This is a genomic window from Streptomyces sp. SCPE 10, from assembly GCF_051980735.1.
Lineage (GTDB): Bacteria > Actinomycetota > Actinomycetes > Streptomycetales > Streptomycetaceae > Streptomyces > Streptomyces misionensis.
This window is the reverse complement of the sequence record NZ_CP197069.1, coordinates 6,076,643-6,090,717: the sequence shown is the minus strand read 5'-3', so window position 1 is coordinate 6,090,717 and position 14,075 is coordinate 6,076,643. Positions and strand designations below refer to the sequence as shown.

11 protein-coding genes are annotated in these 14,075 nt (G+C 74.2%); 5 read left to right on the top strand and 6 right to left on the bottom strand.

All coding sequences use genetic code 11. From position 1 onward, the window contains the following. Positions 1-5: 5 nt before the first annotated feature. Positions 6-329: a hypothetical protein gene (locus ACSP97_RS27945; RefSeq protein WP_180328846.1), complete on the bottom strand. Its 324-nt coding sequence runs from the start codon at positions 327-329 to the stop codon at positions 6-8. 538 nt (positions 330-867) lie between these two features. Next, on the bottom strand, positions 868-1,359 hold the full coding sequence (locus ACSP97_RS27940) for a DUF1697 domain-containing protein (RefSeq protein ID WP_440558486.1): 492 nt from the start codon (positions 1,357-1,359) through the stop codon (positions 868-870). A 352-nt stretch (positions 1,360-1,711) separates the two neighbouring features. On the opposite strand from ACSP97_RS27940, the gene ACSP97_RS27935 reads away from it, so the two are divergent. Continuing rightward, positions 1,712-2,575, top strand: a complete 864-nt coding sequence (locus ACSP97_RS27935) for a phosphotransferase enzyme family protein (RefSeq protein ID WP_355148286.1) — start codon at positions 1,712-1,714, stop codon at positions 2,573-2,575. Positions 2,576-2,618: 43 nt separating this feature from the next. Here ACSP97_RS27935 and ACSP97_RS27930 read toward each other — a convergent pair whose 3' ends face one another. Both ACSP97_RS27930 and ACSP97_RS27925 read right to left on the bottom strand, forming a co-directional pair. Next, complete coding sequence (locus tag ACSP97_RS27930) at positions 2,619-3,341, bottom strand: 3'-5' exonuclease (RefSeq protein WP_355148288.1); 723 nt, start codon at positions 3,339-3,341, stop codon at positions 2,619-2,621. Positions 3,342-3,443: 102 nt separating this feature from the next. Beyond that, on the bottom strand, positions 3,444-4,682 hold the full coding sequence (locus tag ACSP97_RS27925) for an SAV2148 family HEPN domain-containing protein (protein ID WP_355148663.1): 1,239 nt from the start codon (positions 4,680-4,682) through the stop codon (positions 3,444-3,446). 400 nt (positions 4,683-5,082) lie between these two features. Here ACSP97_RS27925 and glgX point away from each other — a divergent pair, with 400 nt between their 5' ends. Both glgX and treY read left to right on the top strand, forming a co-directional pair. Further along, the gene (gene glgX, locus ACSP97_RS27920; RefSeq protein ID WP_364728086.1) at positions 5,083-7,191 is read left to right on the top strand and encodes a glycogen debranching protein GlgX; all 2,109 of its coding nucleotides are present in this window, start codon (positions 5,083-5,085) and stop codon (positions 7,189-7,191) included. 128 nt (positions 7,192-7,319) lie between these two features. Then, positions 7,320-9,689 (top strand): malto-oligosyltrehalose synthase, encoded by a 2,370-nt coding sequence (gene treY / locus ACSP97_RS27915; protein ID WP_440554792.1) that lies wholly within the window; start codon positions 7,320-7,322, stop codon positions 9,687-9,689. A 135-nt stretch (positions 9,690-9,824) separates the two neighbouring features. Here treY and ACSP97_RS27910 read toward each other — a convergent pair whose 3' ends face one another. Next, positions 9,825-10,739: a LysR family transcriptional regulator gene (locus ACSP97_RS27910; RefSeq protein ID WP_382013532.1), complete on the bottom strand. Its 915-nt coding sequence runs from the start codon at positions 10,737-10,739 to the stop codon at positions 9,825-9,827. Between the two features lie 94 nt (positions 10,740-10,833). Between ACSP97_RS27910 and lpdA the strand changes: the two genes are divergently transcribed. Both lpdA and ACSP97_RS27900 read left to right on the top strand, forming a co-directional pair. Continuing rightward, complete coding sequence (gene lpdA, locus ACSP97_RS27905; RefSeq protein WP_440558485.1) at positions 10,834-12,273, top strand: dihydrolipoyl dehydrogenase; 1,440 nt, start codon at positions 10,834-10,836, stop codon at positions 12,271-12,273. 125 nt (positions 12,274-12,398) lie between these two features. Further along, positions 12,399-13,652 (top strand): M14 family zinc carboxypeptidase, encoded by a 1,254-nt coding sequence (locus ACSP97_RS27900; protein ID WP_440554789.1) that lies wholly within the window; start codon positions 12,399-12,401, stop codon positions 13,650-13,652. 8 nt (positions 13,653-13,660) lie between these two features. On the opposite strand, the gene ACSP97_RS27895 is transcribed toward ACSP97_RS27900, so the two are convergent. After that, entirely contained in the window at positions 13,661-14,068 is a 408-nt protein-coding gene (locus tag ACSP97_RS27895; protein WP_355532490.1) for an SSI family serine proteinase inhibitor, read from the bottom strand. Positions 14,069-14,075 lie beyond the last annotated feature (7 nt).

Here is a 14,075-nt window from a genome sequence, read left to right as displayed (position 1 = left end):
GGCGGTCACAGCCCGAGGGCCTGCACCAGCTGCCGGGTGTAGGCGAGGCTGGCGGTGCCGGCCGAGGCCCCGATGCAGATGTCGTCCAGCGCGGAACGGATGCGGCCACGGTTGGGCGGCAGCCCGTCGTCGGCGGACTCCGCGAACGCGGCCTCGATGATCTGGCCCTGGCGGACGAGCCCCGGGCACTCCCTGCGCAGCGCCTCGGTGAGCCGGGCGGAGACGGCGATCAGGGCCTCCAGCGGCGGGGTGCCGTGCGTCAGGTCGAGGGCGACGAACTCACCGTACTGTCCTGGGCCGTTGACGTGTCCGTAGTCATAGGTGCTCATGTCCAGTCCTCGCTCGTGGATCGGAGGTGACGTTACCGGCGGTTCGGGCGGGCGCCGCGGCCCGGTGGCGCGGCGCCCGCCCGCTGCGACGGCGAACGCGCCGAGTAGGCCGAAAATCGACGCTCGTTCGGGCGGTCGGTGGCGGTTGACCGGGCCGGACGCGCAAGCGGAACCGCGTACGCGTGCTCCGGCGCGGGCCCCGGGCCGTCCCGCGTGGCTGCAACCCTAGGCATGCGGGCGGGACTTGTCGCGTTCTTCGCGGAGCCTGACCCCCTGCGGGCGAGGTCGTGGTAAAAGCCGTCGCGGTCCGGCGTTCCCCTGTGACGTCGGACCGCGACGGCTCTTCGTTCTGCGTCCCGGACGGGCCCCGTGTCACAGGGGAGGATCAAGTAGCCGCGCTCCAGGGGCGGTTATCGGCCATCTGTACGCCGACTCACCCGGGCTCCGGTTGGGGCCAAGCGGAGCCCGGGTCGGTACGCCCGGCGCTCGGCCTCGTCGGCCGTCCGGACCAGGTCGGCGACCAACCCGATCGCCCTGTTCAGGCCGCCGGCGCGGTCAGCTCGACCAGCTTGACCACGGTGTTCCAGTTCCGGCTGGTGGCGATCAGGTCCTTGGTGGCGCGTGGTCGGCCCAGCATCTCGGCGAGCTTCGAGCGGCCGAGGCCGTCGGGGGCGTACAGGTACAGGCAGCGGTCGCCGAGGCGGAACTCCTCGGGGAGATGGGCGGCTTGGTCGATGTGCGCGTAGCGGTCGGGGGTGACGGGCGCGGAGAAGTAGGTGACGTGCAGTTGCCGGGCCGCCAGGCCGGCGGCCGGGAAGGGGCAGGCGCGGGCCACCTCGGCCAGATAGGCGTGGTCGCGCACCAGCACGTCGACCGCGAAGCCGAAGCGCTCCTCGATCGCGTCGGCCAGCTCCACCGCCAGGGTGTCCTCGTCGCCGTGGTCGGCGGTGAACACCGCCTGGCCGCTCTGCAGATGGGTGCGGACGCCGGTGTGGCCGAGGCCGCCGAGCAGGGCGCGCAGGTCGGCCATGGGGAGCTTCCGCTTGCCGCCGACGTTGATTCCGCGCAACAGCGCCGCATAGGTCGTCACCCGGTCAGCTTAGGACGGCCGTCGTGCCCCGTGGGGGCGGGCACGACGGCCGGGGCCCGCGCTTCGCTCGGGCTGCGCGAAACTCTGCCGGTTCGACGGGGTCCGGATCAACCTCTGCACGTGGCTGTGACTTGTTCAACAAGCCTTCGTAATCACAAAGTGGATCTCTGGCGGCGGAACGGACATCCCCCGCCGCGCGGGCGGGTCCGGCCTGGGCGAATGGGAGACTGGTCGGGGGAAACGGCGTCCGCCGAGACCCCGCACGACGGTTCGGGACGACGGAGGCACGACGATGGACGAGGCACGGGCGCGGGAGGTGCTGGCCGCGGCTCGGGTGCCGACGGTCGCGGCCGGGGACGCGCGGCTGCTCGCGCTCGGCGAGAACGCGGTGTTCGCCGCCGGTGACCTGGTGGTCAAGGTGGGCCGGGACGCCGAGCTGCTGGAGCGGGCCCGGCGCGAGCTGGCCATCGCCGGGTGGCTGGCCGGGGCGGGTGTGCCCGCGGTGCGGGCGGCCGAGCCGGAGCCGCGTCTGGTGGACGGTCATCCGGTGACCGTGTGGCACCGGCTGCCCGACGCCGAGCGGCCCGCCGAGCCCAGGGACCTGGCCGAGCTGCTGCGGGTCGTGCACGCCCTGCCCGCGGCGCCGTTCGCGCTGCCGCGCCGGGAGCTGCTCGGCGGGGTGGAGCGCTGGCTGCGGCTGGCGGGTACGGCGATCGACCCCGAGGACGCGGCGTATCTGCGCGAGCGCCGGGACGGCTTCGCGGCGGCCGCGGCGGCGCTGACGCCCCGTCTGGCGCCGGGACCGATCCACGGTGACGCGCTGCCCCGCAATGTGCACATCGGGCCGCACGGGCCGGTCCTGGTGGACCTGGAGACCTTCTCGGCCGACCTGCGCGAGCACGACCTGGTGGTCATGGCCCTCTCCCGCGACCGGTACGGGCTGCCGGCCGAGGCGTACGACGCGTTCACCGAGACCTACGGCTGGGACGTGCGCGAGTGGGAGGGGTGCTCGGTGCTGCGCGGCGCCCGCGAGACGGCCAGCTGTGCCTGGGTGGCCCAGCACGCGCCGAGCAACCCCAAGGCCCTGGCGGAGTTCCGCCGCCGGGTGGCCTCGCTGCGGGACGGGGACGAGTCGGTGCGCTGGTACCCCTTCTGAGCACTGCGCCGAACCGCCCTGCCGCACGGCCGCGAACGGCCCGTCACACCGCCTCGGGCGTCAGCTCCCGCAGCGGCCACGCGCCGTCCACCACCGCCGCCGCGTCCCCCTTGCGGCGCAGGAAGGCCTGGAAGTCCGCCGCCCACTGCGCGTACCACTCGATCTGCCGGCGGTGCAGTTCGGCGGGGCCGAGAGCGGCGATCTTGGGGTGGCGGTCGGCTATCGCGGTGGCCAGGCGGGCCGCGGCGAGGGCGTCGGCCGAGGCGTTGTGCGCCGCGTCCAGGACGACGCCGTACTCGGCGCACACCGCCTCCAGGTTCCGCTTGCCGCGGCGGTAGCGGTCCGCCCAGCGGTCGATCGTGTAAGGATCGACGACGGGGGCCGGGGCAAGGCCGCCGAGGCGGTCGGAGAGCGACGGCAGCCCGTGGCGGCGCAGTTCGGCGGAGAGCAGGGTGAGGTCGAAGGCCGCGTTGTAGGCGACCACGGGGACGCCGGCCGTCCAGTACGACACCAGGGTGCGGGCGATGGCGTCGGCCACCCGGTCGGCCGGTTCGCCCTCGGCCGCCGCGCGTTCGTTGCTGATGCCGTGCACGGCGACCGCGTCGGCCGGGATCTCCACGCCCGGGTCGGCCAGCCACTCCCGGTGGCCCAGCCGTTCGCCGGCCCTGACCTCGATCACCGCGCCGCTGACGATGCGCGCCTCGCGCGGATCCGTGCCGGTCGTCTCCAGGTCGAATCCGATCAGCAGCTCCCGGTGCCAGCCCATGGGTGGCCCCCCTTCTTGACGGTGCGTTCCCCCAGTGGTCTCCACCTTCGCACGCACCACTGACAACCAGAGGACCGCGTTCCGCTTCTCGCCGGGGACGGTTCAGGACACCGGGCGCGAATCGGCCCAGGCCAGCTCGAATTCCTCACGGTATGTCGGGAACAGCCCGGCTTCGCCCACGTCGTCCGACTTGACCAGGCGGCTGCCGTTGCGCAGCACCAGCACCGGGGACTCCATGCCGCGCGCCCCGCGCAGATAGGACTGCACCACGGCCACGCCGTCGGCGCCGTCGCCGTCCACCAGATAGGCGGTGAAGCGGGGCGTCTCGTCGTACACCTGGATCTCGAAGGCGCCCGGGTCGCGCAGCCGGGAGCGCACCCGGCGCATGTGCAGGATGTTCATCTCGACCGAGCGGCTGAGTTCGCCCCGTTTCATCCCGAGTTCGCGCTCGCGGCGCTTGACCGAGCTGGAGGCCGGGTTGAGGAAGAGCAGCCGTACCCGGCAGCCGGACTCGGCGAGCCGGACCAGGCGCCGCCCGGAGAAGTTCTGCACCAGCAGGTTGAGGCCGATGCCGATGGCGTCGAGGCGCCGGGCGCCGCCGAAGATGTCCTCGGCCGGGAACCGGCGCAGCAGCCGCACCCGGTCGGAGTGCACGGCGACCACGTCCGCGTACCGGTCGCCGACCAGGTCCTCCACCGCGTCGACCGGCAGCCGGCGCGCGGAGGGCACGTCGCCGCCCGCGCCGAGCATCTCCAGGAGCCGGGCCGAGGCGCGCTCCGCCTGGCCGAGCACCGCCTCGGACAGGGCCCGGTTGCGGGAGACGACGTTGCGGGTCACCTCCAGCTCGTCGAGGGCGAGTTCCAGGTCGCGGCGCTCGTCGAAGTACGGCTCGAAGCAGGGCCAGTGCTGCACCATCAGCTCGCGCAGCTGCGGCAGCGTGAGGAAACTGAGCACGTTGTCGTCGGCGGGGTCGAGCAAGTAGCCCTTGCGGCGGCTGACTTCGCGGACGGCGACCGCCCGCTGCACCCATTCCTGCCCGGCCGGCCCGGCGGCGGCGACCACCCACTCGTCGCCGTGCACGGGCTCGTAGACCGGCCGCAGGACGGCCGCGACGACCGAACGCAGCCGCTGCTCCACCAGGTTCAGCCAGATGTAGGCCCGGCCGGCCCGTTGGGCGCGGGTGCGCACCTCGTGCCAGGCGTCGGCGTCCCAGTCCAGCTCAGGCCCGATGGAACCCGCGCCCATCGGCCGTGCCAGCGACACCGCGCCGGGCGGGACGTCCGCGGAGTTCCCCTCGTGACCCTCGTCACCAGGGGGCAGCTCCAGCCCTCCCGAGCCCACCCGTGCACCGCCTTCCACTCCCGGGCCTCTCCCGTCTCAACGATCAAGGAAGGGTACTCCGGTAGCACTGCGCGGTGCAGCCGGATGGACAGGTCGGTTCCCCGGCTGCTTCGCTCAACTGCTTGGGGTTCCCGGGCCGTTCCGCCCCGGCGGGGCACCGGGAGTGAGCGGTTTCATAGCGGGGGCTTCCGGGGCGCACCCGGCCGGGCGACCGGCGCCCTGGCCTCGGACGTGCCGTGCCCGTCCGCGGTCCCCGCTCCCGGCGCGCCCCGCCCTGCCCCACCCGGACCGGCCGCGCCCCCTCACACTCGTTCCCGCTTTCGGGGAGACTTCCTGGCGTCAGGGGGACTCGTAGCGCAACGCGGCCCGCGCGGGCCGCACAGCTGGGAGAGTCGTGTCCATGCAGGTCTGGCCTGGAGAGGCATATCCGCTCGGCGCCACCTATGACGGCGCCGGCACCAACTTCGCGGTCTACACGGAGGCCGCGGACCGAGTAGAGCTGTGTCTGCTGCACGACGACGGCTCGGAGACGGCGGTGGAACTGCGCGAGAGCGACGCGTTCGTGCGGCACGCGTACGTGCCGGGGGTGATGCCCGGGCAGCGGTACGGCTTCCGGGTGCACGGACCGTACGACCCCGGGCGCGGGCTGCGCTGCAACTCGGCGAAGCTGCTGCTCGACCCGTACGCGAAGGCGATCGCCGGCCGCATCCGCTGGGGCGAGGAGGTGTACGGCCACCACTTCGACGCGCCCGAGCGGCGCAACGACCTGGACTCGGCGCCGCACACCATGTCCTCGGTGGTGATCAACCCGTACTTCGACTGGGGCGACGACCGGCCGCCGCGCACCGAGTACCACCACACGGTGATCTACGAGGCGCACGTCAAGGGCCTGACCATGCGCCACCCGGACATCCCGGAGGAGCTGCGCGGCACGTACGCGGGGCTCGCCCACCCCGCCCTGATCGAACACCTGACCAAGCTGGGCGTGACGGCCCTCGAACTGATGCCCGTGCACCAGTTCGTGAACGACCACCGGCTGGTGGACCTGGGCCTGAGCAACTACTGGGGCTACAACACCATCGGCTTCTTCGCCCCGCACAACGCGTACGCCTCCTGGGGCGACCGCGGCCAGCAGGTGCTGGAGTTCAAGTCGGCGGTCCGCGCCCTGCACGAGGCAGGGATCGAGGTCATCCTGGACGTCGTCTACAACCACACCGCCGAGGGCAACCACCTGGGCCCCACCCTGTCGTTCAAGGGCATCGACAACCCGTCGTACTACCGGCTGGCGGACGACCCCCGCTACTACATGGACACCACGGGCACCGGGAACTCGCTGCTGATGCGGTCCCCGCACGTGCTCCAGATGATCATGGACTCGCTGCGCTACTGGGTCACCGAGATGCACGTCGACGGCTTCCGCTTCGACCTCGCCGCCACCCTGGCCCGGCAGTTCCACGAGGTGGACCGGCTGTCCTCGTTCTTCGACCTGGTGCAGCAGGACCCGGTGGTCTCCCAGGTGAAGCTGATCGCCGAGCCCTGGGACGTGGGCGAGGGCGGCTACCAGGTGGGCAACTTCCCGCCGCTGTGGACGGAGTGGAACGGCAAGTACCGGGACACCGTGCGGGACCTGTGGCGGGGCGAGCCGCGCACGCTCGGGGAGTTCGCCTCCCGGCTGACCGGCTCCTCCGACCTCTACCAGGACGACGGCCGCCGCCCGCTCGCCTCCATCAACTTCGTCACCTGCCACGACGGCTTCACCCTGCACGACCTGGTGTCGTACGACGACAAGCACAACGAGGCCAACGGCGAGGACAACCGGGACGGCGAAGGCCACAACCGGTCCTGGAACTGCGGGGCGGAGGGCGGCACCGACGATCCGGCCGTCCTGGAGCTGCGCGCCCGGCAGATGCGGAACTTCGCGGCCACGCTGATGCTGTCCCAGGGCGTGCCGATGATCAGCCACGGCGACGAGTTCGCCCGCACCCAGCACGGCAACAACAACGCCTACTGCCAGGACAACGAGCTGAGCTGGCTGGACTGGCCGGAGGACGGCGGCGAGCTGCTGGAGTTCTGGCGCACGATGGTGTGGCTGCGCCGTGACCACCCGGTGCTGCGCCGGCGCCGCTTCTTCCACGGCCGTCCGGTCGAGGGCACCCACGACGAGCTGTCCGACATCGCCTGGTTCACCCCCGAGGGCGAGGAGATGACCCAGCGGGACTGGCAGTCGGCGCGGGCCTTGGCGCTCACGGTGTTCCTCAACGGCAACGCGATCTCCGAGCCGGGGCCGCGCGGCGAGCGGATCACCGACGACTCGTTCCTGCTGATGTTCAACGCCTCCCCGCAGCCGCTGGACTTCCTGGTGCCGGTGAACCACGGCCGGCAGTGGCAGGTGGTGGTGGACACGGCCCGGCCGCAGGGGGTGCCGCCCGGCTCGGGGGCGAAGGCGGGGGCGGGCGACCGGCTGCGGCTGACCGATCGCAGCCTGACGGTGCTGCGGCGCCCGGCGTAGGGCCTTTCGTCTGGATCAGGCCGGGCTCGCGGCGCCCGGCCCGATCCAAACGAAGACCTAGCCCGAGCGGACCACCCGGTCGGCCCTTCGGCGGTGACAGGGAGGGCGGGATGGGTACCTAGGTTCCCATGACCTCAGCGCGACCCGGACCGGGGGTGCCCACGGCCACCTACCGGCTCCAGCTCCAGCCCGCCTTCCCGTTCTCCGCCGCCGCGGCGGCCGTCCCGTACCTCGCCTCGCTCGGCGTGTCGCACCTGCACCTGTCACCGGTCCTGGAGGCCGTGCCGGGCTCCACGCACGGCTACGACGTCGTGGACCACGGCCGGGTGCGCGCGGAACTCGGCGGGGAGGAAGGGCTGCGGGCGCTGGCCGGCACCGCCCGGGAGCACGGTATGGGCCTGGTGCTGGACATCGTGCCCAACCACATGGCGCTTGCACCCCGGCACAACCGGGCCCTGTGGGAGGTGCTGCGCGAGGGGCCGCGGTCGCCGTACGCGCGCTGGTTCGACATCGACTGGGAGGCCGGGGGCGGCCGGGTGCTGCTGCCGGTGCTGGGCGGGCCGCTCGGCACGCAGCTGGAGCACCTGAGGGTCGACGGCGACGTCCTGCGCTGCCACGACCACGTGCTGCCGCTGCGCGAAGGAACCGCGCGGCTGCCGCTGCCCGAGCTGCTGGACGCCCAGTGGTACCGCCCGGTGTGGTGGCGGCTGGCCCGCACGGAGCTGAACTACCGGCGCTTCTTCAGCATCTCGGAGCTGATCGGGGTGCGGGTGGAGGACCCCGAGGTGTTCGACGCCACCCACGGCAAGATCCTCCAGCTGCTGGCGGAGGGCGTGGTGGACGGGCTGCGCGTGGACCACCCGGACGGGCTCGCCGACCCGGACGCCTATCTCGCGCGGCTGCACGAGGCGACCGGCGGGCGCTGGACGGTGGTGGAGAAGATCCTCGCCGACGGCGAACACCTGCCCTCCTCCTGGCCGGTCGCCGGCACCACCGGCTACGACGCCCTGCGTCAGGTCGACGGCCTGTTCACGGACCCGGACGGCGCGGTGGAACTCCTCGCCGAGTACCGCGACTTCGCCACTCCGCAGCCGGACCGCGGCGGGGTCTGGGACGCCACGGTACGGCGGGCGGCCTACAAGGTGCTCACCCACGAACTCGCCACCGAGACCGACCGGCTCACCCGGGTCGCCGCCCGGCTGTGCGCGACCTCCCCGGACCTGGAGCTGCGCGACCGGGCGCCCTGGGCGCTGCGCACGGCCCTGGAGGAGCTGCTGGTCCGCATGCGGGTCTACCGGCCCTACGCCTCCGGCGACGCGGCCCTCGCGATCACCGAGGAGGCCGCCGAGGAGGCGCGGCTCGCCTTCGTGGTGCCGGAGGAGGCGGCGGCCGTCGACGTCGTGCGCCGGCTGCTGGTGGAGCCGCCCGGCGACCCGGCCGCGCCGGACCACGCCGACCGGGTGGAGCTGCGCACCCGGTTCGCGCAGACCGCCTCCGCGCTGCGCGCCAAGTCGGTGGAGGACACGGCGTTCTACCGCTATGTGCCGCTGCTGTCGGCGGCCGAGGTGGGCGGCGACCCGGGCCGGCCGGGGGTGTCGCCGCGCGAGTTCCACGCCTACTGCGCACGGGTGCAGCGCGACTGGCCGCTCACCGGTACGGCGGTCACCACGCACGACACCAAGCGCAGCGCCGACGTCCGCGCGGCCCTCGCGGTGCTCACCGAATGCCCCTCCCGCTGGGCGGAGCTGGTGGCCGAGGTGACCCGGCAGCAGGAGGGCGTGCCCGACGGGCAGCTGGTCTGGGCGGCCTGGCAGACGGTGTTCGCCCTGGGGCCCGCCGAGGAGGAACGGGTGCGCGAGGCCCTGCTGAAGCATGTGCGCGAGGCGGGCATGTACACCAGCTGGACCGAGCGGGAGGCGCCCTACGAGGAGGCGGTGGCCGCCTTCGTGGCGAGCGGTCCCTGCGGGCCGCCCGGCGACCGTGTGGCCGCCTTCCGCAAGGCCCTGGAGCCGCACATCCGCGCCAATGTCCTCGGCACCGCCCTGGTCCATCTGACGATGCCGGGGGTCCCGGACGTCTACCAGGGCGCCGAGGGCGAGTACCGGGCCCTGGTGGACCCGGACAACCGCCGCCCGGCCGCCTTCCCGCCCGCGTCACCCGGCGAGAAGAACACGCTGACCGCCGCCGCGCTGCGGCTGCGCGCCCGCCGCCCCGACGCCTTCGGCCCCGCCGCCTCCCACACTCCCCTGCCCGCCGAGGGCGCCGCGGCGGAGCACTGCACGGCCTTCACCCGCTCCGGGGAGGTGATCACCGCGGTCACCCGTCTCTCGCTGCGGCTGGCCGAGTCGGGCGGCTGGCGGGACACGTTCCTGCCCCTGCCCCCCGGCCGCTGGACCGACGTCCTCCATCCCGAACGCGAGTTCACCGGCCGCGTCCGGGCGGCGGACCTGTTCGCGCCCCTGCCGGTCGCGCTGCTGGAACGGAGCACGGCGGACTGACCCGCCGGCACGGAGCGGCGGACGCGTCCGCGCCGTCCCGTGCGCCGGGTTTCCGAGCACGGCCGGCCGGATGCCCGAGGGAGTCCGGCTGCGGACGCCCGGACCCGCGCCCCCGGCCGTCACCGCCGGTCCGCGTCACGTGGGGCCGGGCCGCTGCGGAAGCCCGCTCACGCTGGGCCAGACGGCCCGCAGCAACGCGACGAAGGCCTCGGCGGCCCCGGTGGGCGGCACCCGCGCGTAGACGGTGAGCGGGCGCCGCCAGACCGGGTCGGGCGTGAGCACGACGCAGTCCTCGCCGACCGCGCCGCGCACGATGTGGGCGGCCGCGGCGCACACCCCGACCCCGGCGGCCGCCATCCGTACCGCCGTGGACGCCTGCTCGGTCCACACCGCCGTCCGGGGCGTGAACCCGGCCTGCCCGCAGGCCCAGTCGAGGAAGCGCGCGCCGTGCACCACGGGCTCCATCGCGCAGCGGACCCAGGAGCGGTCCGCGAGTTCGGGCAGCGTCACCGTCGTACGCCCCGCCAGCCGGTCGTCGAACGGCACCACCAGGACGATCTCCTCCGCCCCGATCGGCACCACGGTCCCGGGCTGCTCCACGGGCTCGGGGCCCACGGCCAGGTCGGCGGTGCCGCGCCGCACGGCCTCCTCCAGCGCCTCCGACGTGGCGTACTCGTGCAGCCGCAGCAGGACCCTCGGATGGGCGGCGCGCCAGCGGGCGAACACGTCCGGGAGGGCCCCGACGGCGATGGAGTGCAGGGCGGCGACGTGCAGTTCGCCGCCCTCGGCCCCGGCGGCGGCGCGGGCCGCGCGACGGGCCTGGGCGGCGCTGCGGACGGCGAGTTCGGCGTGCGGCAGGAAGGCGCGGCCCATCGGGGTGAGCCGCACGCCCCGGGGCAGCCGCTCCAGCAGCGCCCCGCCGACCGCCTTCTCCAGCGCCTTGATCTGGTGCGAGAGCGCGGGCTGGGTGACGTGCAGGGCGTCCGCCGCGCGTGTGAAGGACGCCTCCTGGACGACCGTCACGAAGTACTCCATCTGCCGCAGGCTCAACTCCCCGCCCTCCCATGAGCGTTCTGCATGGATTCCACAAGAACATTGCCTTGGACGCATGGCAAGGGACGGCCGCAGGGTGGTGACCATGAGCATGGACACAGCGGATGTGATCGTCATCGGCGGTGGCACGGGCGGCTACGGCACCGCCCTGCGCGCCGCCGCCCTCGGCCTGGACGTCGCCCTCGTGGAACGCGACAAGCTGGGCGGCACCTGTCTGCACCGCGGCTGCATCCCGAGCAAGGCGATGCTGCACGCCGCCGAACTGGTCGACGGCATCGCCGAGGCCCGGGAGCGGTGGGGGGTGAAGGCCACGCTGGACGACGTGGACTGGACGGCGCTGGTGGCCACCCGCGACGACATCGTGGAGCGCAACCACAAGGGGGTGGCGGCGCACCTGGAGCACGCGGGCGTGCGGGTGGTGCGGGGCAGCGCGCGGCTGACGGGACCGCGCACGGTGGCGGTGGAGGGCGTGGGGCGGCCGGAGGCTCCGGCTGCCGCGCCCGGCGCGCACCGGCTCACCGCACGCCGGGGCATCGTCCTCGCCACCGGTTCGCGCCCACGCACGCTCCCCGGGCTCGTTCCGGACGGGAGCCGGGTGGTCACCAGTGACGACGCGCTGTTCGCCCCGGGGCTGCCGGACTCGGTCCTGGTGCTCGGCGGGGGCGCGATCGGGGTGGAGTACGCCTCCTTCCACCGGTCGATGGGCGCGGAGGTCACCCTGGTCGAGGCGGCCGAGCGGATCGTGCCGCTGGAGGACGCGGACGTGAGCCGGCATCTGACGCGCGGGCTGCGCAGGCGCGGCATCGACGTGCAGGCGGGGGCCCGGCTGCTGGACGCGGAGGTGCTGGACGGCGGGGTGCGGGCCCGGGTGCGCACCGCGCGCGGCGAGACCCGGACGCTGACCGCGCAACGGCTGCTGGTGGCGGTCGGGCGGGTGCCGGTCACCGAGGGCCTGGACCTGGCCGCCGCGGGCCTCACGGCGGACGCGCGCGGATTCGTCGTACCCGCCGACTGGGACCGGCTGGAGACGGCCGTGCCGGGCATCCATGTCGTCGGCGATCTGCTGCCGCCGCCCTCGCTCGGTCTCGCGCACGCCTCGTTCGCGGAGGCGCTGGTGGTGGCCGAGACGCTCGCCGGGCTGCGGCCGGCGCCGGTCGACTACGCGGCCGTGCCCCGGGTGACGTACTCCTCGCCCCAGACCGCCTCCGTGGGCCTCGGCGAGGAGGAGGCGCGGGCGCGGGGGCACGAGGTGGACGTCAACACCATGCCGCTGACCGCCGTGGCCAAGGGGATGGTGCACGGCCGGGGCGGGATGGTGAAGGTGGTGGCGGAGGCCGGCGGCGGGCGAGTGCTCGGGGTGCATCTGGTCGGCCCGCACGTCTCGGAGATGGTCGCGGAGGGTCAGCTGATCGTCGGCTGGGACGCCGAACCCGCCGATGTGGCCCGGCACATCCACCCGCACCCCACACTCTCCGAGGCGGTGGGCGAGGTGTTCCTGACGCTCGCGGGGCGGGGGCTGCACCAGCGGTGAGCACGGCAGATCCGGTGGCCCGTCCTCCGGTTGGCGCTTGCCGGCGGGGCGTCCCACCGGATGCTTGACAGCCACCCCGTGCCGTGCGGGACTGGGAGGGCGAAGCCGGGTGGGACCAAACGGGGGTGAGTCTTCTGCCGGAGCTGCGCTACCCCAGCGTTCCCGAACTGGTCGCCAGCGCACAGGCGTTGGCCGCTCAGGAACCCGGGCTGTGCACGCTGCGGCAGGTGGGCCTGTCCCGGGCGGGGCGACCGCTGCACCTGCTGTCGGTCGGCCACGCGCGGCGGGCGGTGCTGGTGGTGGCGGGCGCCCACGCCAACGAACCGGCCGGCGGCTCCACCCTGCGGGCGCTGGCCCGACGGGTGCTCGCCGAGCGGGAGTTGCGTGCCGGCGTCTCCTGGCACTTCCTGCTCTGCGCGGACCCGGACGGCGCCGCCCTGCACGTCACCCCGGCCCCGCGCAGCCTGCTCGATTACCACCTCGGCTTCTACCGGCCCACCGGCGCGGAGCAGCCGGAGTGGTCGCCGTCCGTGCTGCCCCCGGACCGGCTGCCGCCCGAGACCCGCGCCCTGACCAGGGTGATAGACGAGCTGCGTCCCTACCTCCAGGTGACGTTGCACGGCACCGATCTGGGCGGCAGCTGGGTGCAGTTGACCAAGGACGTGCCCGGCCTCGCCGAACCGTTCGCCAAGTCGGCGGCGCAGTTGCACATCCCGGTGGAGACGGGCGCCTCGGACGCGGCGGGCTGGCCGGCCTCGGGGCCGGGGGTACATGTGATGCCGGGGCCGGAGACGGGCGCCGCCTACCCGAGCATGCCGGACGACGCCCGCAACAGCACCTGGTACCACGCCCACCGCTACGGCGGGCTGACCGCCGTGGTGGAGGTGCCGATGTGGGCCAGCGATCTGGTGGACGACCCCGCGCCGCATCCGGCGCCCGCGGCGGCGATACGGCGGCTGGCCCAGCGGCTGCTGCGGGACGCGCGGGAGGTGGAGCGGGTACTCGCCGAGGCGCTGCCCCGCCTCGACGGTGCGGACGGGCCGCTGCTGCGGGCCGCCCGGTGGGCGCTGGAGCTGATCCCGGGCCTGGCCGAGGACTGGATCCACACCCCGCCGGCCGGCACGACGATGGCGTACGTGGGCAGCGTGGACGCCTTCGGGCGGCGGCTGCCGCTGCGGGCGGCCGCGATGCTGCTGCGGGTGCTGCGGGAGAGCGACGACCGGGCGGCGCCGCACCTGGAACGGCTCGTCGCCGCCTGGTCGGAGGCGTTCGGCGAGCGCTTCCGGGCCCGCTGGGTGCCGCTGGACCACCAGGTGGAGCACCAGTCCCGCACGGTGCTGCTGGCCGCCCAGCAGGCCCGGGAGCAGGCGGAGGGGTAGGCCGCCGGTCAGTCCCCCAGGGCGAAGACGGCTCCCGTCCGCGCCCGCAGTTCGCAGGAGTTGGTGTACGTCCTGCGGAAGTCGACGGTCCGTCCGTTCCAGTGGCCGCGCGCGGTGGCGATGACCGGGGAGTAGATGCGCGGGCAGAAGACCTTGCGGGCCGGGATGCGGTCGATGTCACCGCGGGCCGCCGTCAGTTCGGCGCAGGCCTCGGCCGCATGCGGGTGGCCCTGGGGTGGGGCGCAGCGCAGCAGCACGTCGTGCGCGCCGCCGGCCCCGGCGCCGTCCCGGGTGACCGTGAGGTGCAGCCGGTTGCCGTGGGGGTGGGACGCCGCCCGGGCCGGGCCCGCGGCGAGGAGACCGGCGGCCGCCAGGAGGGCGCCGGCGGTCGCTGTCGCTCTGGTGAGATACGTCATGCCCGTT